The sequence below is a fragment of the Pseudomonas sp. JR33AA genome (genome assembly GCF_021378985.1).
In the GTDB taxonomy this organism is placed as follows: domain Bacteria; phylum Pseudomonadota; class Gammaproteobacteria; order Pseudomonadales; family Pseudomonadaceae; genus Aquipseudomonas; species Aquipseudomonas alloputida.
On the sequence record NZ_JAJSAW010000004.1, the window covers coordinates 81,386 to 105,864 of the forward strand.

Consider the following 24,479-nt stretch of genomic DNA (forward strand, 5'->3'; position numbering starts at 1 on the left):
TGGAGGGCCCGACGTGTCTGACGTAATTCAGCACGGCGGGCGTGCAGCTCATCCATGGTCCGCTGCAGGACCGCTAACCGGCCCTCGCGGTGACACATATGTCTGCAGGCTGCGTCCTCTCGCCAGATAGGCGTTGAATTCATCGTCCGGCACCATGCTGCCACCCGTCCCCCAGACGAGGTGGGTAGCCTGCTGCAACTGGGCTGGGGTGAAGCCCTGGCGAGCCAGGTACTCGCCTGCTTGCAGCACCTGCAGCATACCGGGTACGCCGGCCAGGGCAGAGGGTTCCAGTTTGACCTTGTCCTGCTCATGGGCGATGACCATCAAGCGGTACAGTTCTTCGTCGGTCACGGTGAAGTAACCATCGATCAGGCGCTGCATGGCTTTGCCGACAAACCCTGATGGGCGCCCGACCGCCAGGCCGTCGGCGGCGGTGATGTTGTCGATGCCAAAGTCTTGCACGCAGGTTTCATCGTGCAGGCCGGTATAGACACCCAGCAGCATGCAGGGGGAATGGGTGGGCTCGGCAAAGATGCAGTGCACCGCATCGCCGAATACCAGCTTCAGCCCGAACGCAACACCGCCTGGGCCGCCCCCTACGCCGCACGGCAGGTAAACGAACAACGGATGATCTGCGTTAACCTGGATGCCCGCCTGGTCGAATTGTCGCGCCAACCGTTCGGCGGCGACGGCATAGCCGAGAAACAGCTGCGGGGAGTTTTCGTCGTCCACAAAGTAACAGCTGGGGTCTGATGCCGCCTGCTGGCGGCCTTGCTCGACCGCCACGCTGTAGTCGGAGGCGTGTTCGACCACTGTGACGCCGTTGGCCCGCAGCTTGTCCTTCTTCCATTGTCTGGCGTCAGACGACATGTGCACGCTCACCTGGAAGCCCAGCTTGGCGCTCATGATGCCAATCGACAGCCCCAGGTTGCCGGTCGAGCCCACGGCGATCGTGTACTGGCTGAAGAATGCGCGGGCCTGGTCGCTCGCCAGTTTGGTGTAGTCATCCGTTGGCGTGATCAAGCCGGCAGCCAGGGCCAGGTCCTCGGCGTGCTTGAGCACCTCATGGATGCCGCCCCGGGCCTTGATCGAACCGGAGATAGGCAAGTCGCTGTCCGCCTTGAGCCACAGGCTGCCCACGTTCTGCAGTGATCCCTCCTCGACAAGCCGCTGACGCAGCTGTGGCAGCGGGGTGATGTGCGACTCGATGACCCCGCCGGCCGCTGCCGTCTCGGGAAACACAGTGGCCAGGTAAGGCGCGAACCGCTGCAGCCGCGCGCTGGTGGCTTGCACGTCGGCCGCCGTCAGGCCGACGTCGTGCAGGGCTACTGCAGCCTTGGCGATGCCAGGGTTGAACCAGCTGGTGGGTTTCAGGGCCACCAGCTCGGCGATGATCGGGTGGCTTTGTTGCCAGGCTTCCAGGGTTTTTCCGTGAATCATGATTTCACCTGCATTGCAGTCTGTGGGCCGCCAGCAGCAGTCTCGTGACAGGGGGAAGGGGCAGGATAACCCACGGCGTCTCGAACATTACACATTGGCTTTACTGAGGTGTCGCCTGTACCGGCCCCTTCGCGGGCTTGCCCGCTCACCCCCGTAGGAGCGGGTTCACCCGCGAACACCGGCGCAGCCGGTGCCATGCTCCGCGTCGCCTGGTTGGCGTGTAAACCCGCTACGTCTACGGCGCATGTCTTGCACCGGGTTGGTTTCTTGGCGCATCACGGAGCTGAACAGTTTGCTTGTTCAGCCATAAGGCGGCGCTGGCAGTTCGGCCAGTAGGGTTTTCAAACCGTCGCTCCACTGCCTGCGAATCTGCTGGTAATAGGCATCGTCGCTGGTAATGCGCTTGCGGGTCATGCTTTCCAGGCTGTTGTTGCGGTACACCAGCAAGTCCAGCGGCATGCCCACCGACAGGTTGCTGCGGATGGTGGAGTCGAACGAAATCAGGCCGCAGCGCAGCGCTTCATCGAGCGGCGTGCGGTAATCCAGGTTGCGGTCGAGTATTGGCCTGCCGTACTTGCTTTCACCCAGTTGCAGAAACGGGGTGTCCGGTGTGGCCTGGAAGAAATTGCCTTGTGCATAGACGTTGTAGATGGCCATGGGGCCGCCAGCTATCTGGCCGCCGACGATGAACGAACTGCTAAGGTCGATATCGGCCGTGAGCTTGCTGCGGTCTCTTTTGACCACCTCACGCAGGGTGTCGGCGACTAGCACCGTTGCATCGTAGAGCGTGGCAACGTTCTGCAGGTGGGGGCCGTTGCCCTCGGTGCGTTGCTGCAGCAGGTTAACCACCGACTGCGAGGTCGCCAGATTGCCGGCGGTCTGCAGCACGATCAGCCGCTCGCCCGGTACGCCGAAGACGAACAACTTGGTGAACGTGGAGATCTGGTCGATGCCGGCGTTGGTGCGTGAGTCGCTGATGAAGACAAGCCCGTCCTCCAGGTGCATGGCGACACAGTAAGTCATGCGGTTTCCCTTGTGTTGCGTGTGGAAGGGTCTTGCCGCATTCGCGCGGCAAGACCGGTCTGAAGCCCGCCTGTCACTGGCGATGCACGTGGACGCTGGCCTGCATCGATTCGGCGCCGCCGCCGCGGCGTACGCCCCTGACCGGACAGGCATCGAGGTAGTCCAGACCCACCGCCAGCTTCAGGTGACGCTCCGGCCGGGTCAGGCGGTTGGTGATGTCGAAGCTGTACCAGGCTTCGTCGACCCAGGCTTCGGCCCAGGCGTGGCTGGCCAGGTGTTGTTCGTCCTCGGTGCACAGGTAGCCGGACACATAGCGTGCCGGTACCCCCAGGCTACGTGCGCAGGCCAGGAAGGCGTGGGTGTGGTCCTGACACACACCTGCGCCACCGTTGAAGGCTTCGATGGCCGTTGTGCCCACCGACGTGGCCCCAGGGCTGTAGGGCATGTGATCGGCCAGGCCTTGCATCAGCCCGATCAGTGCTGCCCGGTCGCGGTGACTGCCACATTGCCGGGCGGCAAAAGCAACCAGGGTGTTGTCGGCCAGTGTCAGGTGGCTGCCGCGCAGGAACGGCAAGGGCGACTGGCTCTCGGTTTCGTGTTCGCAATCCGGGTCGATCTCGACCTGACCGTGTGCGGTAAGCGCCAGGTGGCCATGGGGTTTGTCCAGTGTCAGCACATGCAGGATGTTGCCGTAAGGGTCGATCTGGCCCTTGACCTTGCAGGGCAGGTCCAGTTGCCATTGATTGATACGCTGGCGTTCGCTGCTGCGCGGCGTCAGGCGCAGGAACTGGATACTGTTGCACACGTCGCTGGCGTAGCTATAGGTCGTGTCGTGGCGAATGGACAGTTTCATACAACCTCCAGGTAGGAGTGATGGACGGCCTGGCCCAGTTGGTTGATGCGGCCGATGAAGTCGCTCAGCCAGGGATGCAACCCGGCATCGAGGATTTCGTCGATTGCGGTGTAGCGCAGGCGCGCGTTCAGTTCGGCGGCCATGCGCTGGGCGGCACGCCCGGTACTGCCCGGCAGGCCAGCCAGGATCAGGTCCAGTTCCTCGATGCAGGCATGCAGCGAGCGCGGCACGTCCACCCGCAACAGCAGCAACTCGGACACCGGCCGGGCACTGGGTGCGGCACGATAGAGCTCGTTGAAGGCTTCATACGAGGTCAGCGCGCGCAGCAGGGCGCTCCATTGGTAATAGCCGCGGGCGGAGTCGTCGCTGACCTCTTCGGAGGCCTCGCCGAACATTTCATAGCGCGCATCGAGCAGGCGCAGGGTGTTGTCCGCCCGTTCCAGGAAGGTCCCCAGGCGAATGAAGCTGTAGGCATCGTTGCGCATGATGGTGCCGGAGGTCGCGCCGCGGAACAGGTGCGATCGCTCCTTGACCCAGTCGCAGAACTGGCTGATGCCATAGCGGCCAAGGCCGTTGCTGGCAATGTTGCGCATTTCGATCCAGGTGGCGTTGATGTTCTCCCACATGTCGGCGGTGATCCGGCCGCGCACGGCATGGGCATTGGTCCTGGCGGCCTGCAGGCAGCAATAGATGCTGCTGGGGTTGGTGGCGTCGAGGGCAAAGAAGTGCAGCATGCGCTCGGTGTCGAGCTCATTGTGCCGACGCAGGTAGTCGTCCAGCATGCCCGAGGCCATCAGCGACATGGCCAGTTCGGCATGGCCGTCGCTGCGCCCGGCCTGGGGCATCAGCGATAGCGAGTAGCTGACCTCGAGCATGCGCGCGAGGTTTTCTGCACGTTCCAGATAGCGGGACATCCAGTACAGGTCGGAAGCGGTTCGCGAAAGCATGGTTCAGTCCTCCACCACCCAGGTGTCCTTGGTACCGCCGCCTTGCGACGAGTTGACCACCAGCGAGCCTTCCTTGAGCGCCACGCGCGTCAGGCCACCGGGCACCAGGCGGGTTTCACTGCCCGACAACACGAACGGGCGCAGGTCGATGTGACGCGGTGCGATGCCGCTGTCGACGAAGGTCGGGCAGGTTGACAGGCACAGCGTCGGTTGAGCGATATAGGCGTGCGGGCGGGCTTTGATGCGCGCGCGGAAGTCCTCGATCTGGGCTTTGGTCGAGGCGGGCCCGACCAACATGCCATAGCCGCCGGAGCCCTGGGTTTCCTTGACCACCAGTTCGGGCAGGTGGGCCAGTACATGGGACAGGTCCGCCGGCTTGCGGCACTGCCAGGTAGGCACGTTGTTAAGGATGGGTTCTTCGCTCAGGTAAAAGCGGATCATGTCGTCGACAAAGGGGTAGATGGATTTGTCATCGGCCACGCCAGTGCCGACGGCGTTGGCCAGTACCACATTGCCGGCGCGGTAAACCGAGATCAGCCCCGGTACGCCCAGCATCGAGTCAGGGTTGAAGGACAGCGGGTCGAGGTAGTCGTCGTCCAGGCGACGATAGATCACGTCCACCTGTTTGGGGCCGGCCGTGGTGCGCATGTAGGCATGCTCATCACGCACGAACAGGTCGGCGCCTTCGACTAGCTCGATGCCCATTTCCCGGGCCAGGAAGGCATGCTCGAAATAGGCGCTGTTGAAACGGCCGGGCGTGAGCAGCACCGCGGTGGGGTTGTCCAGTGGGCTGGCGCTCTTGAGCGTGTCCAGCAGCAGGTTGGGGTAGTGGTCGATGGGCGCGATGCGCTGGGCGGCAAACAGTTCGGGGAACAGGCGCATCATCATCTTGCGGTCTTCGAGCATGTAGCTGACGCCGCTGGGGGTGCGCAGGTTGTCTTCCAGCACGAAGTAGCTGCCATCGCCGTCACGTACCAGGTCGACACCGGCAATATGCGCATACAGCCCACGGTGAAGGTCCAGGCCCTGCATGGCGATCTGGTAGCCCTCGTTGGCCAGCACTTGCTCTGGCGGGATGATGCCGGCCTTGAGGATGCGCTGGTCGTGGTAGATGTCCTGCAGGAACAGGTTCAGCGCCTGTACCCGTTGAATGCAGCCACGCTCGACCGTGCGCCATTCGCTGGCGCGGATGCTGCGCGGGATGATATCGAAGGGGATCAGGCGCTCGGTGTCCTGCTTGTCGCCGTACAAGGTGAAGGTGATGCCAGCGCGGTGAAACAGCAGGTCGGCCTCCCGCCGGCGCTGTTCCAGCAATTCCAGCGGGGTGTTGGCCAGCCAGCGGGCGAACTCCTGGTAATGCGGGCGGCAATTACCGTTCGCTTCGTACATTTCATTGAAAAAAGCCCGGGACATACCCACTCCTTGCCGCCGTTGCCGGCAGCTTCATTGCGGTTCATCTGCGTCTTTCAGGGTGCTGCCTTGCTGGGGTAAGTGGGCGCTGTGCCTCGTGTTAACCTCGGTTTCGGTAGATGGCCTGTGCGTTGAGCACAATCAGTCTGTGCAATAAAAGTGCCGAATACGCATGGTGGCTCTGGGGGGCGGGAAATGTGAGGGGCACACCCGATGTGAGCTGCCTGGCCGCAAGGGCCGGCGCATCAAAAAAGGGCGCTTTTGGTCCGGGCGCGGGTTTTGAACCGAAATGGGGCGCAGGACGGTGCCCGGCGGGAGAGAGTGGGGTGAGGCTCAAGCCACGTCATGCACGGCGAGGTTGCAATACTGCCCCTTGAAATACAGCAGCGGCTGCGTTGCAGCAGTTGCCTGCAGGTTCAACGCTTTGACTTCGCCAATCACGATCAGGTGATCCCCGGTGGTATGTTCGGCGTGAATCGCAATCAAGCCAGTGCAGGCTGCCGGCAATTATCGGGTTGCCTAATGGCGACGCTTGCCATTCGACGCCATGCCACTTGTTGGCGCCGCGCCGTGCAAACTGGTTGGAAATGCCGACTCTTTTCAACGTGCGTTAGCGAGTTCCTGGCGGACAATAGCCGCGCCTGCACTCAAGGCCTTGAGCTTGCCGCTGGCTACCTGGCGGGGCAGGGGCGCCATGCCGCAGTTGGTGCAAGGGTAGAGCTTGTCGGCATCGACAAATTGCAGTGCCTTGCGCAGGGTGGCGGCGACCTGTTCGGGTGTTTCAATGACATGGGTGGCCACATCGATGGCGCCGACCATGACTTTCTTGCCGCGAATCAGCTCGAGCAGGTCCATCGGAACATGGGAGTTATGGCATTCCAGCGAAATGATATCGATGCTGGACTGCTGCAGTTTGGGGAAGGCCTGTTCATATTGCCGCCATTCTGAACCGAGGGTCTTTTTCCAGTCGGTGTTGGCTTTGATGCCATAGCCATAGCAAATATGGACGGCCGTTTCGCACTTGAGGCCCTCGATGGCCCTTTCCAGGGTAGCCACGCCCCAGTCATTCACGTCGTCAAAGAAAACATTGAATGCCGGTTCGTCGAACTGAATGATGTCCACGCCCGCGGCTTCCAGTTCTCTGGCTTCCTGGTTGAGAATCTTGGCGAACTCCCAGGCCAGTTTCTCGCGGCTTTTGTAGTGGTTGTCATACAGTGTATCGATCATGGTCATGGGGCCAGGCAGCGCCCATTTTATCGGCTGTGTGGTGTGCTGGCGGAGAAACTTGGCATCTTCGACAAACACCGGCTTTTGTCGAGCGACAGCACCCATAACCGTTGGTACGCTTGCATCGTAGCGATCACGGATTCTGACGGTTTTCCGTTGTTCGAAATCAACGCCGCTGAGGTGCTCGATAAACGTGGTGACAAAGTGCTGCCGAGTTTGTTCGCCGTCACTGACGATGTCGATACCGGCCTGTTGTTGTTCTTGCAAGGCCAGACGCAAGGCATCCTGTTTGCCTTCAATCAGTTGCTCGTCTTGCAACTTCCACGGTGACCAAAGTGTTTCGGGTTGAGCAAGCCAGGCGGGTTTAGGCAGGCTGCCGGCCGTGGAGGTAGGTAGCAATGTGTTCATGAACAGTGACCTTGTGTTTTGAGTGTTCAACGTGCGTATTGAGCGGACCATTGCGCCAGCGTGGCCTGGTAGGGTTTGACAAATTGCTCCTCGGCAAATTTGCCCTGCTCGATCGCCAGGCGGCTGCGCTCTTCCCGGTCGTAGACAATGCGCGTAAGCGAGTAGTCCTGGTTCTGCAGGCTGGGCTGGTAGGCTTTGCCCGCGGGAGAATTGGCGTTGTAGATCTCGGGTCGGTAGATTTTCTGGAAGGTGTCCATGGTGCTGATGGTGCTGATCAGCTCAAGGTCGGTGTAGTCAGCCAGCAAGTCACCGGCAAAATAAAACGCCAACGGGGCGACGCTGTTCGGCGGCATGAAATAGCGCACCTTCAAGCCCATTTTCTTGAAGTATTCATCTGTCAGCGAGTGTTCATCCTGCTGGTACTCAACACCTAGCACAGGGTGCTGATTTTCGGTGCGCAGGTAAGTCCTGCTGCTCGATACGCTCAGGCAGATAACCGGTGGTTTGCTGAAATGCTCCTGGTACGTTTGCGAGTTGACGAAACACTTGAACAGGTTGCCGTGCAGCTCGCCGAAATGATCGGGAACGCTGAAGGTCGACCTATCCTTGTTATGTTCCAGTAACAGTACGCTGAAGTCGTAATCGCGCACATACGAGGAAAAGTTGTTGCCTACCATGCCTTCGAGCCGAGTATTTTTTTTGCGGTCGACAATATGGGTTTTCAATATTTCGATCAGTGGCAGGGCATTACCGTGCTGCGCGTTTTCAAGGTTCATTTCCACCGATATGATGTCCAGCTCCACGTGGTAGCGATCATGTTCGGGGTTGTCCCAGTGCGCCAGCGCATTGAAACGGTTATCGATCATCGTCAAGGTGTTGCGCAGGTTTTGCTGGCGGTTTGCACCCCGTGCCAAATTGGCGAAGTTGGTCGTGATTCGGGTGTTTTCGGCAGGGTGATAATGTTCGTCGAACGCAATGCGCTTGACGGTGAATGTTGGCGCTTTATCCATGGTGACGGCTTCCAGGTGCCTGAGTGTCAGCCATTCAGGCTGACGTAACTTTGGTGTTGTCTTTGAGTGAGGCGTATCGTAGGTGCGACGCTGCATGAATGATATTGAAGTTATTTCACAGGTTTTTTAGTTCCGCTCATGATGCGTTGCCTGGTCGAGTGCGGCATCATGGCTGCCAGGCCTTCACCTCACCCAGGACACAACGATGATCAAAACCGGCGATCAACTGCCCGACGTTACCCTTTATCAATACAACAATGACGCAGGCGCCTGCGCGATCGGCCCAATGGCCTTTTCCATTCGCGAGCGTTGCAAGCACAAGAAGGTGCTGATCTTCGCATTGCCGGGCGCGTTCACGCCGACGTGCTCTGAACGTCATGTTCCCGGTTATGTCGCGGCGGCCCCGGCGTTGTTCGCGGCTGGCATTGACGAGATCCTGTGCGTCTCGGTGAACGATGCCTTTGTCATGAACGCCTGGGGTAACAGCTTGCAGGTAGGTGATGCGGTCAAGATGATTGGCGATGGTAATGGCGAATTCAGCGAGGCGCTGGGCCTGACCCAGGACCTTGCGGCACGCGGTTTGGGGCGGCGCTCGCAGCGGTATGCGATGTTGGTCGACGACCAGGTAGTCCAGTACATTGCGGTTGAAAGCCCCGGCAAGTTCGAGGTCAGCGATGCGGCCAGCATGCTGGCTGTGTTGCGCTAGCCATACCTTTCAGGCCAGTCAGGACTTCCAGAACCTGCCGCAAAATTGACCAGCAGGGCCGGCCCTTTCGCGGGTGAACCCGCTCCTACAGCGGCCTGTGTCCAACATCCCGATGTGTGTCAACCACCTTGGTAGGAGCGGGTTTACCCGCGAATACGGTGGCGGTAGCAATGGTGAATGGCGGGTGGAAAATGGCCAGCAGGGCCGGCCCTTTCGCGGGTGAACCCGCTCCTACAGCGGCCTGTGTCCAACATCCCGATGTGTGTCCACCCCCCGTGGTAGGAGCGGGTTTACCCGCGAATACGGTGGCGGTAGCAATGGTGAATGGCGGGTGGAAAATGGCCAGCAGGGCCGGCCCTTTCGCGGGTGAACCCGCTCCTACAGCGGCCTGTGTCCAACATCCCGATGTGTGTCAACCATCTTGGTAGGAGCGGGTTTACCCGCGAATACGGTGGCGGCAGCAACGGTGAATGGCGGGTAGAAAATGGCCAGCAGGGCCGGCCCTTTCGCGGGTGAACCCGCTCCTACAGCGGCCTGTGTCCAACATCCCGATGTGTGTCAACCACCTTGGTAGGAGCGGGTTTACCCGCGAATACGGTGGCGGCAGCAACGGTGAATGGCGGGTGGAAAATGGCCAGCAGGGCCGGCCCTTTCGCGGCTGAACCCGCTCCTACAGCGGCCTGTGTCCAACATCCCGATGTGTGTCCACCCCCCGTGGTAGGAGCGGGTTTACCCGCGAATACGGTGGCGGCGGCAACGGTGAATGGCGGGTGGAAATTGGCCAGCAGGGCCGGCCCTTTCGCGATTGTTGGGTGAAGTGGGTTCAGGACTGTCTGCGTTGACCCGGCGTCATCTGCGCTGGAATGGTCTACGCTCTCAGCCGAAGCGCATCGTTACCGGCTTCACCCCGTTATCGTCGCTCTGGCGATTCACACCGACGGACCGGGCTCGGTCCAAAGAGGGTGCTGCAATGGCGACTATCGAAACCGAGAACCTTGCGAAGGGGCTGCAGCAGGTTGAGGCCTGCTGGCAGGCGTATACCTCGTCACAGCGACTTGTTGAAGGCCTCCAGGGGCGCGACCTGAGCAGTGCCATTGAAACCGCCAACCGCGATTTCACCAGGTTTCAGAACCAGTGCCAGCTTTTTTATGCCGAAGTGCGCAAGAGGGCAGCGGATGCGGACAAGCTGGAGAGCGACATGGCACTGTATCCCCATTACTTTGAGTGACGTCCTGATTGAACGTCGCGCTGTGCCCGGGTTCTGACAAGCAAAGGGTACAGCGAGGACGCTTTCATGAGCATCGAACGCAGCATTCCCGAGCTTGAAGCTTGGTACGCCCAGTACGACGACATCAGTTACCGGCGCGAGTCACCGGATGCCTACCACCATGAACTGCTTCGCACAGCCGAGGCCCTGCGCGACGACGGTGCCATCGACTGGGACGACTGGTTGACGCTCAAGGCGCTGGCCGATGAGGCGCATGTCCGCGCGCTGGAAGATGCGGTCCAGGCCCATGTGAGCGACCCGGACGCATGAAAGCGCTGAAGATTGCCACCTTCAACATCAATGGCATCCGCAGCCGTTTGCCGGCGCTGCTGGCCTGGCTGGAGCGGGAGCAGCCCGACATTGCCTGCCTGCAGGAGCTGAAGGCGGCCGATCAGCAGTTCCCTCGCGCGGCGCTGGAGGCGGCAGGCTATGGCAGCCTTCATCATGGGCAACCGTCATGGAACGGCGTGGCCATCCTGGTGCGGGGCAGCGATCCGCTCGAGGTGCGCCGCGGCTTGCCCGGCCTGGAAGAGGACCCCCAGAGCCGCTATCTGGAAGCTGCGGCACACGGGGTGTTGGTCGCTTGCCTTTACCTGCCAAACGGAAACCCGCAGCCCGGGCCCAAGTTCGATTACAAGCTGCACTGGTTCGAATGCCTGATCCAGCATGCGCGCAGCCTCTATGAAAGTGGCCACCCCACACTGCTGGCAGGGGATTTCAATGTCGTGCCCACCGACATGGACATCTATAACCCGCGTTCGTGGCTGAAAGACGCACTGCTGCAGCCTGAGTCGCGAGCGTGTTACCAACGACTGCTTGACCAGGGCTGGCTCGATGCCATACGCCATCTGTACCCGGACGAGCGTGTCTACACCTTCTGGGACTATTTCCGTAACCACTGGGCGCGCAATGCCGGGTTGCGAATCGATCATCTGTTGCTCAACCCCGAGCTTGCACCTTATCTGAAACGGGCGGGTGTCGATGCGTGGGTGCGTAACGAGGCCAAGGCCAGCGACCATGCACCCGTCTGGATCGAGTTGGGTACGCGTCGTGCTCGATCACCGTGAATTCAGCACACGAACGAGCGCCGGGCTGAGGCGCTCGGACAGTAGCCGACTTCAGATTGCATTCAGATTCGGCCCCGATAATTTCCTCCGTCGCACCCAGGCGGGGAAATTTCATGACTCAGACTCATCAATGGCACAGTTTGCTGCCGTTACCCATCGGTAGCCATGCCGATCATCAGGCGCATCTTTCGCTTCACCTCAGCGGCGATCATGGGCGCGAAGAGCTGGAGCACTTCATACACGAGCGCTTTGCCAGCGTGCACCAGGCGGATGTGCATCATTACCTGCCGGAGCTGCTTGCCTTGCAGGGTAGCCACGGTCGCCTGATCGCGGCGGCAGGCATGCGACCGGCCAGCGAAGGGCCGCTCTTCCTCGAGCGGTACCTGGACGAGCCTCTGGAGTCCGCGGTCTTGCGGGTAACCGGTGCCTCACCGGATCGCAACTGCATGGTAGAAGTCGGCAACCTGGCCTCGCTCAGCGCCGGCAGCGCTCGAATAATGATCATCGCCGTCACGTGGTTACTGGCCATGCGGGGTCTGGAGTGGGTCGCATTCACGGGGGCCGCGACACTGTTCAACAGTTTCCGGCGACTGGGGCTGGTGCCCACGGTTCTGGCCTCAGCTGATCCTGCGCGCTTGCGGGGTCAGGTGGACCAGTGGGGGACCTACTACGACCAGCGACCACAGGTATTTGCCGGCAACATAGGCTTTGGCTTCGATGCCCTGAAGCAAGCGGGCATGTTCGAGCGGCTCGGGTTTCCCATGTTAGCCCTGGAGACTGGCCATGCGGCATGAGCTGACAGCTTTCAAGGCACTGTTGCGCCAGCACGCCCAGGAGCGTCCTGACGCCGTGGCCGTCCAGGGCGATGCGCAGCGTTACACCTACCGGCAACTGCTCGATGAAGTCGAATCTCGTGCGGGCTGCCTGCACAGCCAGCCACCGGGAACCTTCGCCGTGGTGCTGGATAACGGCCCCGAGGCGCTGTTCTGGGATTTGGCGGCGCTGTTCGCCGAGCGCGCCAGTGTGATAGTGCCGTCGTTTTTCAGCGCGGCCCAGTTCCAGCACTGCTTGCAGCAAAGCGGAGTCACGGCGGTCGTGTGCGAGGCGCAGTGGGCCGAACAGCTTATGGCGCTTGGCTTTGACCGGCAGGCACCCGCTGGTGTCTGGCTGCGTGACAGTGTTGTCGCCCCGGCGCTGCCTGAGGGCACTGCCAAGATTACTTATACCTCCGGCAGCACCGGCACGCCCAAGGGCGTGTGCCTGAGCGCTGAAACTCTGCTGCGTGTGGCCCATGAGCTGGAGGCCGCCAGCCGCCCAACCGAGCCGCAGCGATACCTGGCGGTTCTGCCATTGGGTGTTCTGCTGGAAAACCTGGGCGTCTACGCCGCGCTAATGGCTGGCGCCTGTGTGCAGCTCTATCCGCAGCAGCAGTTGGGGATGGGAGGCGCAAGCCAGGTCGATTTCAAGCGCCTGTTGGGCGCAATCGCCCTCAGTGGTGCGCAAAGCCTGATCCTTGTGCCGCAACTGCTGATGGGTTTGGTTACAGCGATTGAACGTGGGCTGATGCGTGTCGGCTCACTGCGTTTGGTGGCGGTAGGCGGTGCTCGGGTATCGCCAAGCCTGCTCGCGCGGGCCGAGGCGGTCGGTTTGCCGGTGTTCGAAGGTTACGGCTTGTCCGAGTGCGCCTCGGTAGTGGCGCTCAACCGCACAGGGGCTGTACGCCATGGAAGCGTTGGTAAGCCATTGCCGCATGTGCAAGTGCGCATCGCCGACGATGGCGAAGTGCTGGTGGCCGGCTCGATATTGCTGGGCTACCTGGGAGAGCCGCCTGTCACCGGGCAGTGGTGGGCAACAGGCGATGTAGGGCACCTCGATGAGGATGGCTACCTCTACCTGGATGGCCGCAAGAAGCACCAGTTCATCACCAGCTTCGGGCGCAACGTCAACCCGGAGTGGGTGGAAGCCGAGCTGAGCCAAAGTGGTGTGATCGCCCAGGCTTTCGTGCATGGCGAGGCCTTGCCACGCAACCTTGCCTTGCTCTGGCCGCTGGATCCCGGCATCAGCGACGAGGCCATCGATCAGGTCGTGCAGCAATGCAACGCGCGATTGCCCGATTACGCCAGGGTGCACGCCTGGCGCCGCTTGCCAGTGCCTCTGAGCACGCTTGACGAAACCCTGACTGCCAATGGCCGCCCGCGACGTGAGGCGATCCTGCAGCGTTACCACACCCTGTTGTCCGACATTTCGTTGTGAGGTTCATAATGTCCTTTTTCGACACCCTGCAAGTACAAACCGCCCAAGAGCGTCAAGCGCTGTTCGCGGTACCGGTGATCCGCGAAGCCCTGGCCGGCCAGGTCAGCCTGGACAGCTACGTCGCCTTCCTGACCCAGGCCTATTACCACGTGCGCCATACCGTGCCGCTGATGATGGCCTGTGGGGCCCGATTGCCACTGCGGCTGGAGTGGCTGCGCGGCGCGGTCTGCGAATACATTGAAGAGGAGTACGGCCACGAGCAGTGGATCCTCAACGACATCAAAGCGTGCGGCGGTGACTGGGAGGCCGTGCGCGATGGCCAGCCGGTGCAGTCCATCGAGCTGATGGTCGCCTACCTGTACGACCTGATCGCCCGTGGCAACCCGGTCGGGTTGTTCGGCATGGTCAACGTGCTTGAAGGCACCAGCATCGCCCTGGCCACCCAGGCGGCGGGCGTTATCCAGCACACATTGGCACTGCCAGACCAGGCGTTCAGCTACCTCAGCTCGCACGGTGCGCTCGACCAGGAGCACATGGTGACCTACAAACAGTTGATGGATCGCCTGGACGATGCCGGTGACCAGCAGGCCGTCCTCCACGCGGCCAAGGTCGTCTACCGCTTGTACACCGATATGTTCCAGGGCTTGCCGCGTGCCGGGCAGCAAGAGGTGCACCATGCGTTTGGCTGAGTCCGTGGTGATCCTCACCGGCGCCAGTGGGGGCATAGGCCTGGAGCTGGCTGAACAGCTCTGCGCTGCCGGTGCCCAGGTGTTGGCCGTCAGTCGGCATATGGGCAAGCTGGCTGGCCTGATGAATCGGTACCCTGATCGTCTGCGCTGGCAGGAAGCCGACCTGCGCAGCTCGTCGGGGCGCGAACATGTCATCGAGCGGGCTCGCGAGATGGGGGCTGTCAATGTGCTGATCAACGCTGCTGGCGTGAATCGCTTCGCTCTGCTCGACCAGCTGGATGAGCATGCACTGGACGAGCTATTGGACATCAACCTGAAGGCACCCTTGCAACTGACACGCGCCTGCCTGCCGTTGCTGCGCGCTCAGCCCAAGGCGTTGGTGGTCAATGTCGGGTCGACCTATGGGTCGATCGGCTACCCCGGCTACGCCACCTACTGCGCCAGCAAGTTTGCGCTGCGTGGTTTTTCGGAAGCGCTGCGCCGCGAGCTGGCCGACACCACGGTGAACGTGCTGTATGCCGCCCCCCGGGCGACCCGCACAACGATGAACAGCAGCGCTGCGACTGCGCTCAATCAAGCGCTGAAAGTTGGCATGGACGACCCTGCGGACGTCGCCCGTGCTGTGCTTCAGGCGGTGCAGTCGGAGCGTACCGAGCTTTACCTGGGGTGGCCCGAAAAGCTCTTCGTGCGTATCAACGGCATGTTGCCGGGCATGGTCGATCGCGCACTGCGCAAGCAACTGCCTGTCATTCGCCGTTATATCGGCAGCCACTCCAAGGAGTCGAACAAATGAAGCGTCTGTTCATTGCCAGCTTGCTGGCATTCGCACCCTTCACCTGGGCATTGGACCAGGCCGGCAGCCAGCGCCTGAGCGATCTGCAGCAGCGCTGGGCGCAGATTCAGTACCAAATGCCTAAGGACAAGCGTGCCGACGCCTTCGAAAAGCTGGCGGGCGATGCAGCAACGTTTGTTCATCAGTATCCCGGCACACCTGAACCCTTGATCTGGGAGGGCATCATCAACAGCAGTTGGGCGGGGGCGACGGGAGGCCTCGGTGCGCTGGGCAAGGTCAAGGCGGCGAAAGCCAGCCTGGAGCAGGCCATGAAGCTGGACCCCAACGCACTGCAAGGTTCGGCCTACACCAGCCTGGGCACGCTGTATGATCAGGTGCCAGGCTGGCCTGTCGGTTTCGGTGATGCCGACATGGCCGACAAGATGCTGCGCAAAGCCTTGCAGATCAACCCCGACGGTATCGACAGCAACTATTTCTGGGCTGATCATCTGTATCGGCAAAAGCGCTACCCTGAAGCGACCGCAGCCCTGCAGAAAGCCTTGCAGGCACAACCCCGGCCGGGGCGTGAGTTGGCTGACCAGGGCCGGCGTGCCGATATCGATGCTTTACTCAAGGCCATCAAGGACAAACAGGACTGAACATGCGGCTGCTGCTGGTTGAGGATGACATGGCACTGGGGGAAGGGATCTGCGATGGCATGCGCCAGGAGGGGTACACCCTCGACTGGTTGCGTGACGGTGTCAGTGGCTTGCATGCGCTGCAACACGAGTCCTTCGACCTGGTGATCCTGGATCTTGGATTGCCGCGTATGGATGGCATCGAGCTACTCAGGCGATTACGCGCCGGCGGCGACAGTTTGCCGGTGCTGATCCTCACCGCGCGGGATGCCCTCGAGGATCGCATTGCCGGCCTGGACGCCGGCGCCGATGATTACCTGGTCAAGCCTTTCGACCTCAACGAGCTCAAGGCACGCTTGCGCGCCTTGCTGCGGCGCAGCGTCGGGCGCGCCAAGGTACTGATCGAGCATGCCGGGGTCAGCCTGGACCCGACCACCCAGCAAGTGCATTACCACGGCGTCGAAGTTGTGCTCACCCCCAAAGAGTATGTGCTGCTGCATGAGTTGCTGGCACATCCCGGCAAGGTATTCACGCGTGAGCGCCTGACTCAACTGCTGTATGGCTGGGATGAAGAGCCGGAGAGCAACACGCTGGAGGTGAACATCTACCACCTGCGCAAGAAGCTGTTCAACGGCCTGATTCGCACGGTGCGCGGCATTGGCTATCTGGTCGAGGTCAAGGCATGAGCTCGTTACGCCAGCGTACGCTGTGGCGCGTGATGCTCTTGCTGCTACTGGGCACCGGCCTGCTCGCGCTTTATAACTACCATGACAGCAGCCACGAAATTAACGAGGTGTATGACGCGCACCTGGCCCAGAACGCGCGTTTGCTGCAAGGTGTAATGAGCATGCCGGTACAAGAAGGCTCGCGTGAGGCGCTGTATCAGGCCTTCAACGATGCCTTGGGCAAGGCGGGGCGGCATCAGGTGGGCCACCCTTACGAAAGCAAGCTGGCGTTCCAGGTCTGGGGTGAAGGCATGGCGTTGCTGGTGCATACACCCAGTGCGCCGCCCATTGACCCGCCACCCACTGCCCCAGGGTTCTACGACTTTTCCAGTGGCGGTGAACAATGGCGCGGTTTCGTTTTGCCGGTGCCGGAAAAACACTGGCTGATCTGGGTGGGTGAGCGTGATGATGTGCGCTACGACCTGATCGACCGCATCGTTCGCCACACGCTGTTGCCGTTCCTGCTTGGCAGCCTGGCGTTGGCACTGCTGGTGTGGGCTGCGATCGGCTGGGGGCTACGGCCACTGCAGAACATGGCCAATGTCATCCGCAGACGCCATGCAGATTCGCTGGAGCCGCTGCAACTGGTACCGCTTCCCACTGAGCTGGAGCCCATGCAGGCCGCCATCAATCGCTTGCTGGCGCAGATCGACGATTTGCTGCGACGTGAACATCGCTTCATTGCCGATGCCGCCCACGAAATGCGTACGCCGCTGGCCGTACTGCGGCTGCACGCGCAGAACGCACTGGCCGCCAGCAATGATGCCGAGCGCCAGAAAGCCCTGGGCTTTCTTGTGGGCGGTGTCGACCGGCTGACACGGGTGGTCAACCAGTTGCTGACATTGGCCCGTGTCGAGCCAAGACTGGGGCTGCGAGCCAGCACCCGGATCGACGTGGACGAGGTTGTCACCGAAACCCTGGCTGAGCTGACCCCATGGATACTGGACCGTGGCCTGGAACCCTCGCTGGACATGGACGAAGGGGACCATCACCTGCAGGTCGACGCTGGCGCGCTGGGCATTGCGCTACAGAACCTGGTGTCGAACGCGGTAGAACATTCACCGCCTGGTGGGCGCATAGCCGTGTCACTGAGGCGCCTGGCCAGCAGTGTCGAACTGGTCGTCGAGGATGAAGGGACGGGTATCGCTGAGGAGAACCTATCCCGTGTATTCGAGCGCTTTTATAGCCGAAATAGCCCAAATGGTGCTGGCCTTGGGCTCTCCATCGTCGCGACCATCGTCGACCGTATGGGGGGGCAGATACGCCTTGAAAACAGAGCGGGTGGCGGGTTGGCGGCTACTTTGTCGTTTCCACTGTCTTGAATCACGTTTGCTTCAGGCTTGTGCGCTTGCAGCTCACCCATGGCCACGCCCTTCGGTCGACAAAAGCAGGGTTTTGGCAGGCTTCAGACGCTGATGGCAATGCAGGGTGTATAGTGCCTGCTCGGGTGACTGTCGTTCAGTGGCTCATAACCGAGATGCCAACATGTCCCAGACGTACCCCAGCGCGGCCCACAAAGCCCATGTGCGCATCTGCGAGCAGGTCGAAGCTTTCCTTCAACATGGCGGTCGCATTCAGCAGGTAGCGATCGGTGTCACCGGCTATGTTGACGGTGTCTCCAGGGCGCAGTGGAAAAAAGGGCGAACGGTCAAGCCTTGAGGATGCCGGCCGTGTTTATCTGCCTGCATGGGCCACACCATCCGAGCGCCGCGCGCGCTTGCCTGCCAGGGGCTCTGCCGTGGACGAAGCACCAAGCGATTTTTCGGTAGCCGTGCGCATCGGCATTTCCGAACAGCAAGTCACGTTGTACCGCCGTGAAACGTTCCATTTAGGGGATGGTTCATGGCTTGTGCATTTCGCGTTCTCCATGCCCAAAGAGCTGCGTCAGCAGCTGACCGGCAGCTTCACATTGTTGTTGAAAGCCCAGCCAGCGTCCGGTGACGTGCGTTGGACCGATGACGCTTGAATAGCGCAGCAGGGTACTGGCGGATTTTCACTGCCCAACCCTGTATGAAAACGCTTTCTGGCAAGGCGCGCTTCGAGGTCCAGGTTCGATTGCGCGCTGCCAGAAGCACCGGGGCCCGCGTATACGGGTCTCTGCAGCACGTTCAAAGGATAGGTTTGCCCCCCGTCACGGCGTAACGCGAACCCGAGATGTAGCTGGCTTCATCGGACCCCAGCAAGACATAGATTGGCGCTACCTCCACAGGTTGTCCCGGCCGCCCCATGGGGTAGCCGGAACCGAAGTTCCTCACGGCCTCATCAGGCATGGTGGCCGGGATCAGCGGTGTCCAGATCGGGCCGGGCGCGACGCTGTTGACGCGAATGCCCTGCTTGCCCAGCAATTGCGCAAGGCCTGCTGTGAAATTGGCAATGGCCCCTTTGGTCGCGGCATAGGCCAGCAAGCTGGGGGACGGGTCGTCGGAGTTGACCGAGCTGGTGTTGATGATCGAGCCGCCTTTTGGCATGGAGGGCAAAGCACGCTGGCAAATGCGGAAAATGGCGGTGATGTTGGTATCGAAGGTCTTCACCCATTCATCGTCGTCGATGTCGTCCAGGCTTTCATGGGCCATCTGGAACGCAGCGTTGTTGACCAGGATATCGATGCGACCAAACTGCGCCACGGTCTTGTCGACGATGTCATGGCAATGCTGTTTCTGTGCCAGGTCGCCGGGCAGCAGCAGGCACTGGCGGCCAGCCGCTTTGACCCAGCGCGCGGTTTCCTGCGCATCCTCGTGTTCATTCAGATAGGCAATGGCAACGTCAGCGCCTTCTCGGGCATAGGCAATCGCTACTGCACGCCCGATGCCGCTGTCGGCACCGGTTATCAAGGCGATCTTGCCTTCGAGGCGATTGTTGCCGGTGTAGCTCTGCTCACCGCAGTCCGGATACGGATCCATCTTGCGCTGGGAACCTGGAACGCTTTGCGGTTGGGAGGGGAATGGAGGGGTAGGGTAGTCGCTCATGCTGGAATCTCCTGCAGGTTTGGAACGCTCATTTCCGTTCGAAAGGCGCGACAAGCCAGTGTTGAAGTGGATCTTCGTGGTGAGCGACGAGCGGTTGATGCACCCAATCCCAATGAATTTTTACCCACCGCATCGCTCTACCGCTGACGGGGCTTGCTGGCATGGGTGAGGCCCACGTTATCAAGGAGCCTGCTGTGCCTCGAATCATCACGCCTTCGACACCGGAACATGAGATCGATCAGACGAACGAGAGGATGTTCGGTACGCCCAAAGAGCGGCTGGATTTCTATCGACGCGAAATTCAGTATGAAACCACCATCCTGGCCAACCGTACCGACGCGTATCTTACCGCCCAGTCGTTCCTGGTAATCGCCTACGTGTCATCGATGGGCAACCTGAACCAAGGCTGGGGCGAGATGTTCACCCTGATGGTGCCGGCTTTTCTCGCACTGCTCGGCGTGCTCAGTACACTGAATGCCTGGCCTGGCATCCGTGCGGCCTTCCGGATTATCGAGCACTGGCAGATGAAGCAGAGCCACTTGTTGCGCAGCGAGCCGATAATGGGCCTGGCCTACGATGAGTCGCCGTTGTTCTGCGAGGCTGAAACCTCCCAGGCGGGGCACCGCAAATCGTTGCTGTTTTCCTTGCGCACGCCTTGGATTTTCCTGTGCTTCTGGGTTGTGCTGGGCAGCTATTCGGTTTTCATTCAGCTGGCGTGATCAACGCGTGCTGGTCGGCGCAATGGGCGACCAGTACGCGCTGAAGAGCAGCAGGCTCAGCCTGCCAGCGCCTTGATCAGTTGCTCATTGAAGGCGGGGATATCATCCGGCTGGCGGCTGGTGATGAGATTGCCATCGACCACCACTTGTTCATCCACCCATATACCACCCGCGTTGCGAATGTCATCCTGCAAGGTCTTGTAGCTGGTCATTCGCTTACCTTTGGCCAACCCGCTCGATATCAGCAGCCACGCGCCGTGGCAGATAACCGCCAGCGGCTTGCCGGCCGCCTCATGGCTTTTTACCAGCTTCTGCGCGCCGGGGATCATGCGAATTGTGTCGGAGTTCTGCACACCACCCGGCAGCACCAAGGCGTCGTAGAGGTCAAGCTGCGCGCTGTCGAAAGTCGCATCCACGCGGAACGCGTCCGCGGGTTCGTCATGGTTCCAGCCACGTACCGTGCCTTTTTTCTCGCTCAGGATATCGACCACCGCGCCGCTGTTTTCCAGGGCATCACGCGGACCGGTCAGTTCCACCTGTTCAAAGCCGTTGGTGACCAGAAAGGCCACGCGCTTGCCGTTCAATTGTGCACTCATCATTGCTCTCCTCGTACTGATAGGCCTCTCATAAGGGCCTGCAAACAGCAAGCAAAGTTCCTGCTCGATGCTTGGCGGTAGAGGAAGAACAGGCTAACGGTTGCGTACAGTCTCCAATGCAGGTGACCACACGGTATGACCGCAACGTGGACACGCCAGGGTATCGTGAGGCTCGTGGTAGGCCGGAAAACCACAGCTCACGCAGCAATGCAACCCGGCGCCGGGCGGCGATGTGTATTCTGGGCGATGCTCGACCGGCAGCACTGACAGGCCGGGGCGCGTGTCTTGCTGGTCATAGAAATACAAACTGAGGTCGCCATCGGTTTCCAGAAGGCCAAGACGAACCTGGCCCAGGTGCTCGACACCTTGTTGGCGTAGCTCCATGAACAGCTCATTCGGTGAAATGTTCATGTGATGCAGTGAATGGATTTCGTACATGCCGTCTTTTACTACCGTGACCGGCACGCCATCGATCCAGGCCTCGCAGGTTCTGTTTCGCCTCATGAGGTAAACCGTTCCTCGGTAAAGCATGAACAGCGTGAGGAAAACCAAGGCCACCGGAAGCAGCGGCACATCTTCATAAAAGGTCACATCGCCAGCCGCTGAGCCCAGGGTGAGAATGACCACGAGCTCGAACCGGGACAGCTGTCTGATACCGCGCCGCCCACTGAATTTCAGAAAAAAGAACACGGCCAGGAAGGCTGCCGATACTCGCACAGCAACCTCCAGAAGAAAGGTAAAAGGGAAGTCACCTAGCAGCATCCGTTGCAGATCAAACGAAACCATTCGTTCCACCCTTCTTTCCGCTGTTTTCTGATAACGGGTTGACCATTCTCGCTCATGCCTGGTTCATCGACTTGGCTGGAAGCCCTCCATGCGCGTTACCAGGGAATCGGCGTGCCATCCCACGCCCAGAACGTTCCGCTCTGCGCCGGGCCGTGACGGCTCACAAGCGCCAGGATGCAGGTGGCGGCAAACGCGGGCGAGAACAGTTTGCCCGGCGCCACGTTGCCCTGAAAGGGCCGGGAAAGCTGGGTATCAGTGGTCCCGGGATGCAATGCAAGTACCGTGGAAGCCGGGTTCAGTCGCTTCAGCTCGATGCTTGCAGTGCGCAGAAGCTGGTTGAGCGCGGCTTTGCTGGCACGGTAGCTGTACCAACCGCCCAGGTGGTTGTCACCGATCGACCCGACGCGCGCCGACAAGGCGACGAAGGCCATCGGTTGCCGACGCAGCAGCGGTAGCAAATGCTTGAGCAGCAGAACGGGGGCGAAACAATTGGTTGTGAAACTGCTCAGCAACCCCGCCATATCAAGCTGGGTCAGCGCTTTTTCAGCCCGTGCGGGGCCTTCTTGCAGCACGCCAAGCGTGCTGAAGACCAGGTTCAGCTGGTCGCAGCAGGCGCCCACCTGCGCGGCCAGTGTTTGCAGTGCCTGCTCGGATCGGGCGTCGCAGTCGAGGCGAACCAACCGTTGCGCGTGCTCGGTGAACAAGGTACTCAGCGCAGGGCTGGTGGTGGCGCGTCGCGAAACGGCGAACACCAGCCCGATGTCATTGCGCGCCAGCAACTGCGTGCACAATGCAAGGCCAATCCCTTCACTGGCCCCGCAGACCAGCACGTTGGCGGGTGTGTGAAGGTCGTTTATCAGGCTCATCGGCGTGTCCTCTTGGCTAGGCACTGGCGCCTCGTCCAGTGGTGCCGGCCAACGTTGTTACAAGGCAGGGGTAAGCTCACAGCAGGATATAGTCGCTGTACTGCCGTAAGCCGGCATGGGGCCCTTCGATCAGGTGCACGTAACAGCCGTTCACCCAGTCGATCGGCAGGCAATCGTCTACGTCCAGTACCGCGTCGGTATGCGGCTTGAGCCAGTCTGCCTGCAGGCGCTGCTTGCCCAGTTGCCTGGCCTCGGCCTTGTCCCTGGCCACCACCAGCAGGTAGCGGTGTGCCTCGCCAAACACCCCGGGCTCGTAGCCGCCAAGGTTGATGAAGAACAACCTGGGATCATGTGGGCCAGGCGCTACCTGACTGAATTCGACGCGGTAGCGGTCAATACCGTCGACTTCCATCCACGCGTCGATGTGCAGGCCCGTTCGGCTCCCGAACCAGGCTTGGCGCAGATGTGGGTAGGCCTGTTCAAGTGAGTCCGCCTGCGCGAACAACACGTCGTGGACCTCGATATTGGCCCGTGGGTGGCGTCCACCGAGCATGACGACGTACAGCATGAGCAAATCCTTCTATCTCGACTTTCATGGGGGTTCGATAACGGGACGCGACGCTTGCAGAAATGTGCATGCCAAGCATAAAAAACTGTACATGTATCATCATAAATGTGTACAAGCGTCTATTATTGTATAATATTTTCTGAAGTGCTCGAGGTCAGAATGGCGCACCCCGCACGTTGGACCTGTCTGTGCCTGCTGCTAGCCGCCATGTCGTCGGCAGCAGACTGGCGAGCAGAACTGCCGGCGGCGCAACGGCTGGGCGCAGGTGATTTCACCTGGTTTGGCCTGCGGCTGTATACCGCCCGGTTATGGGCAGTGGGCCCGGTTCAGGACTGGAACCAGCCGTTCGCCCTTGAGCTGCTCTATCACCGATCATTGTCCAGGGACACGCTGGTCAAGGCCAGCCTCGAGGAAATGCAACGCCTGGATGGCGGCAGCATGACGGCACAGCAACGCGCGGCATGGACCAGGGCGATAGAGCAGGCATTCGTGGACGTGAGCCCTGGCATGCGCATCACGGGCTTGTACCTGCCGGGGCAGGGTTGCCGCTTTTACGTGGACGGCAAACTGAGCCACGCGATCAACGATCCGGTGTTCGCCCGGGCCTTCTTCGCCATCTGGCTCGACCCGCGGGCCAGAGACCCACAATTGCGTCAGCGGCTGCTTGGGCTGGCTGGCGATGACCGAGGAACCTGAACATGTACAAAGCGCTGTTGCTGGCTTCCTGCCTGCTGCTGGGCAGTTGTGGCAATGTCGGTGTCGAGCACTATGCCCAGGAGCAGCCGAAGCTGGACCTTGCGGCGTTCTTCTCGCGCCCGGTTCAGGCGTGGGGGATGTTCCAGAAGCGTTCCGGAGAGGTGGTCAAGCGCTTCCACGTGCGCATCGACAGCCGCCGCGAGGGTGAGCGGCTGATCCTCGACGAACATTTCCTGTATAGCGATGGCACACGCCAGCGGCGTACCTGGACGCTGGTGCCGAACGGCCCCGGGCGCTGGCGGGGAACAGCGGGGGACGTGATCGGCGAGGCGCGTGGCGAAGTGGCGGGCAACGCGCTGCGATGGCGTTACCAACTGGACCTGCCGGTCGACGGGCGGCACTGGCAGGTAGACCTGGACGACTGGATGTACCTCATGGATGAAGACACCCTGATCAACCGCTCGAGCATGAGCAAACTGGGCGTTGAGATTGGCCAGATCACCTTGTTCTTCCGCCGCCTGCCAGAGGGCACACCATGAACCTGATCGCGCTGACCCAGCTGGTTTCGACCGGCGAAGCAAAGGAACTTGAACTGCTGTCGCTAGAGGGGGGCTTCTACCTCCTGCGCGCCCTGACCGACGCCGGCCCCGTGACATTGAGCGATGCCCAGGGGCAGCCCGTGCGCGTGCGCTCCACGACCGAACTGCGGCAGCTGCTGGCTGACCTGCCACCGGTGCCGTGCATGCTGGTGCAGCAGGTGGTGCACGATGAGATGTGCGGGCAACGCGACGGCCCCATCGCGCCGCTGCGCGTACCGGTCACGCTCACTAGCCAGTGGTAGCCCGAA

General features: G+C 61.0%; 29 protein-coding genes and 1 pseudogene. 17 read left to right on the forward strand and 13 right to left on the reverse strand.

All coding sequences use genetic code 11. The features are described 5' to 3' along the window. Positions 1–48: 48 nt before the first annotated feature. From LVS58_RS08465 to LVS58_RS08500, 8 genes and pseudogenes are all read right to left on the reverse strand, one after another. On the reverse strand, positions 49–1,440 hold the full coding sequence (locus LVS58_RS08465) for a D-serine ammonia-lyase (protein WP_233690676.1): 1,392 nt from the start codon (positions 1,438–1,440) through the stop codon (positions 49–51). Positions 1,441–1,740: 300 nt separating this feature from the next. Next, positions 1,741–2,463 (reverse strand): proteasome-type protease, encoded by a 723-nt coding sequence (locus LVS58_RS08470; protein ID WP_233690677.1) that lies wholly within the window; start codon positions 2,461–2,463, stop codon positions 1,741–1,743. Positions 2,464–2,536: 73 nt separating this feature from the next. Then, entirely contained in the window at positions 2,537–3,316 is a 780-nt protein-coding gene (locus tag LVS58_RS08475; protein ID WP_233690678.1) for a transglutaminase family protein, read from the reverse strand. Continuing rightward, positions 3,313–4,263, reverse strand: coding sequence for an alpha-E domain-containing protein (locus LVS58_RS08480; RefSeq protein ID WP_233690679.1), 951 nt, complete (start codon positions 4,261–4,263; stop codon positions 3,313–3,315). The genes LVS58_RS08475 and LVS58_RS08480 overlap by 4 nt, the downstream gene beginning before the upstream one ends. Before the next feature lie 3 nt (positions 4,264–4,266). Next, positions 4,267–5,676 (reverse strand): circularly permuted type 2 ATP-grasp protein, encoded by a 1,410-nt coding sequence (locus LVS58_RS08485; RefSeq protein ID WP_233690680.1) that lies wholly within the window; start codon positions 5,674–5,676, stop codon positions 4,267–4,269. Between the two features lie 330 nt (positions 5,677–6,006). Then, positions 6,007–6,274 (reverse strand): annotated as a pseudogene (locus LVS58_RS08490) (flavin reductase family protein); the annotation flags it as partial. After that, positions 6,274–7,308 (reverse strand): methionine synthase, encoded by a 1,035-nt coding sequence (locus LVS58_RS08495; RefSeq protein ID WP_233690681.1) that lies wholly within the window; start codon positions 7,306–7,308, stop codon positions 6,274–6,276. The pseudogene LVS58_RS08490 and the gene LVS58_RS08495, both read right to left, overlap by 1 nt. A gap of 26 nt (positions 7,309–7,334) precedes the next feature. Continuing rightward, on the reverse strand, positions 7,335–8,318 hold the full coding sequence (locus LVS58_RS08500; protein WP_233690926.1) for a DUF1852 domain-containing protein: 984 nt from the start codon (positions 8,316–8,318) through the stop codon (positions 7,335–7,337). A 205-nt stretch (positions 8,319–8,523) separates the two neighbouring features. Between LVS58_RS08500 and LVS58_RS08505 the strand changes: the two genes are divergently transcribed. From LVS58_RS08505 to LVS58_RS08565, 13 genes are all read left to right on the forward strand, one after another. After that, the gene (locus LVS58_RS08505; RefSeq protein WP_233690682.1) at positions 8,524–9,024 is read left to right on the forward strand and encodes a peroxiredoxin; all 501 of its coding nucleotides are present in this window, start codon (positions 8,524–8,526) and stop codon (positions 9,022–9,024) included. A gap of 970 nt (positions 9,025–9,994) precedes the next feature. Further along, on the forward strand, positions 9,995–10,252 hold the full coding sequence (locus tag LVS58_RS08510) for a hypothetical protein (protein WP_233690683.1): 258 nt from the start codon (positions 9,995–9,997) through the stop codon (positions 10,250–10,252). A gap of 66 nt (positions 10,253–10,318) precedes the next feature. Further along, on the forward strand, positions 10,319–10,561 hold the full coding sequence (locus tag LVS58_RS08515) for a hypothetical protein (protein ID WP_233690684.1): 243 nt from the start codon (positions 10,319–10,321) through the stop codon (positions 10,559–10,561). Next, positions 10,558–11,358, forward strand: coding sequence for an exodeoxyribonuclease III (gene xth / locus LVS58_RS08520; protein ID WP_233690685.1), 801 nt, complete (start codon positions 10,558–10,560; stop codon positions 11,356–11,358). The genes LVS58_RS08515 and xth overlap by 4 nt, the downstream gene beginning before the upstream one ends. Before the next feature lie 113 nt (positions 11,359–11,471). Further along, entirely contained in the window at positions 11,472–12,152 is a 681-nt protein-coding gene (locus tag LVS58_RS08525) for a thermostable hemolysin (protein ID WP_233690686.1), read from the forward strand. Beyond that, positions 12,142–13,611, forward strand: coding sequence for an AMP-binding protein (locus LVS58_RS08530; protein WP_233690687.1), 1,470 nt, complete (start codon positions 12,142–12,144; stop codon positions 13,609–13,611). Before LVS58_RS08525 ends, LVS58_RS08530 begins: the two co-directional genes overlap by 11 nt. 8 nt (positions 13,612–13,619) lie before the next feature. Next, entirely contained in the window at positions 13,620–14,300 is a 681-nt protein-coding gene (locus LVS58_RS08535) for a TenA family transcriptional regulator (protein WP_233690688.1), read from the forward strand. After that, entirely contained in the window at positions 14,287–15,093 is an 807-nt protein-coding gene (locus LVS58_RS08540) for an SDR family oxidoreductase (RefSeq protein ID WP_233690689.1), read from the forward strand. Before LVS58_RS08535 ends, LVS58_RS08540 begins: the two co-directional genes overlap by 14 nt. Beyond that, complete coding sequence (locus LVS58_RS08545; RefSeq protein ID WP_233690690.1) at positions 15,090–15,731, forward strand: hypothetical protein; 642 nt, start codon at positions 15,090–15,092, stop codon at positions 15,729–15,731. Before LVS58_RS08540 ends, LVS58_RS08545 begins: the two co-directional genes overlap by 4 nt. A 2-nt stretch (positions 15,732–15,733) precedes the next feature. Continuing rightward, positions 15,734–16,396: a response regulator gene (locus LVS58_RS08550; RefSeq protein WP_233690691.1), complete on the forward strand. Its 663-nt coding sequence runs from the start codon at positions 15,734–15,736 to the stop codon at positions 16,394–16,396. Further along, positions 16,393–17,757, forward strand: a complete 1,365-nt coding sequence (locus LVS58_RS08555) for a sensor histidine kinase (RefSeq protein WP_233690692.1) — start codon at positions 16,393–16,395, stop codon at positions 17,755–17,757. Before LVS58_RS08550 ends, LVS58_RS08555 begins: the two co-directional genes overlap by 4 nt. Before the next feature lie 163 nt (positions 17,758–17,920). Beyond that, positions 17,921–18,094 (forward strand): hypothetical protein, encoded by a 174-nt coding sequence (locus LVS58_RS08560; RefSeq protein WP_233690693.1) that lies wholly within the window; start codon positions 17,921–17,923, stop codon positions 18,092–18,094. Positions 18,095–18,173: 79 nt separating this feature from the next. Then, positions 18,174–18,401, forward strand: a complete 228-nt coding sequence (locus tag LVS58_RS08565; RefSeq protein ID WP_233690694.1) for a hypothetical protein — start codon at positions 18,174–18,176, stop codon at positions 18,399–18,401. A 142-nt stretch (positions 18,402–18,543) separates the two neighbouring features. On the opposite strand, the gene LVS58_RS08570 is transcribed toward LVS58_RS08565, so the two are convergent. Continuing rightward, positions 18,544–19,401, reverse strand: coding sequence for a glucose 1-dehydrogenase (locus LVS58_RS08570; protein ID WP_233690695.1), 858 nt, complete (start codon positions 19,399–19,401; stop codon positions 18,544–18,546). A gap of 194 nt (positions 19,402–19,595) precedes the next feature. Here LVS58_RS08570 and LVS58_RS08575 point away from each other — a divergent pair, with 194 nt between their 5' ends. After that, the gene (locus LVS58_RS08575; RefSeq protein WP_233690696.1) at positions 19,596–20,120 is read left to right on the forward strand and encodes a hypothetical protein; all 525 of its coding nucleotides are present in this window, start codon (positions 19,596–19,598) and stop codon (positions 20,118–20,120) included. A gap of 56 nt (positions 20,121–20,176) precedes the next feature. Here LVS58_RS08575 and LVS58_RS08580 read toward each other — a convergent pair whose 3' ends face one another. From LVS58_RS08580 to LVS58_RS08595, 4 genes are all read right to left on the reverse strand, one after another. Beyond that, entirely contained in the window at positions 20,177–20,716 is a 540-nt protein-coding gene (locus LVS58_RS08580) for a type 1 glutamine amidotransferase domain-containing protein (RefSeq protein WP_233690697.1), read from the reverse strand. 93 nt (positions 20,717–20,809) lie between these two features. After that, positions 20,810–21,502 (reverse strand): DUF421 domain-containing protein, encoded by a 693-nt coding sequence (locus LVS58_RS08585; protein ID WP_233690698.1) that lies wholly within the window; start codon positions 21,500–21,502, stop codon positions 20,810–20,812. A gap of 95 nt (positions 21,503–21,597) precedes the next feature. Continuing rightward, the gene (locus tag LVS58_RS08590) at positions 21,598–22,368 is read right to left on the reverse strand and encodes an SDR family NAD(P)-dependent oxidoreductase (RefSeq protein ID WP_233690699.1); all 771 of its coding nucleotides are present in this window, start codon (positions 22,366–22,368) and stop codon (positions 21,598–21,600) included. Positions 22,369–22,444: 76 nt separating this feature from the next. Next, positions 22,445–22,936, reverse strand: coding sequence for a DUF1543 domain-containing protein (locus LVS58_RS08595; protein WP_233690700.1), 492 nt, complete (start codon positions 22,934–22,936; stop codon positions 22,445–22,447). A 159-nt stretch (positions 22,937–23,095) separates the two neighbouring features. Here LVS58_RS08595 and LVS58_RS08600 point away from each other — a divergent pair, with 159 nt between their 5' ends. The 3 genes from LVS58_RS08600 to LVS58_RS08610 are packed head-to-tail and all read left to right on the forward strand — an operon-like array spanning position 23,096 to position 24,473. Further along, positions 23,096–23,632: a chalcone isomerase family protein gene (locus tag LVS58_RS08600; RefSeq protein WP_233690701.1), complete on the forward strand. Its 537-nt coding sequence runs from the start codon at positions 23,096–23,098 to the stop codon at positions 23,630–23,632. A gap of 2 nt (positions 23,633–23,634) precedes the next feature. Beyond that, on the forward strand, positions 23,635–24,171 hold the full coding sequence (locus LVS58_RS08605; RefSeq protein ID WP_233690702.1) for a DUF3833 domain-containing protein: 537 nt from the start codon (positions 23,635–23,637) through the stop codon (positions 24,169–24,171). Then, positions 24,168–24,473: a DUF6482 family protein gene (locus LVS58_RS08610; RefSeq protein ID WP_003254009.1), complete on the forward strand. Its 306-nt coding sequence runs from the start codon at positions 24,168–24,170 to the stop codon at positions 24,471–24,473. The genes LVS58_RS08605 and LVS58_RS08610 overlap by 4 nt, the downstream gene beginning before the upstream one ends. Positions 24,474–24,479: the final 6 nt, after the last annotated feature.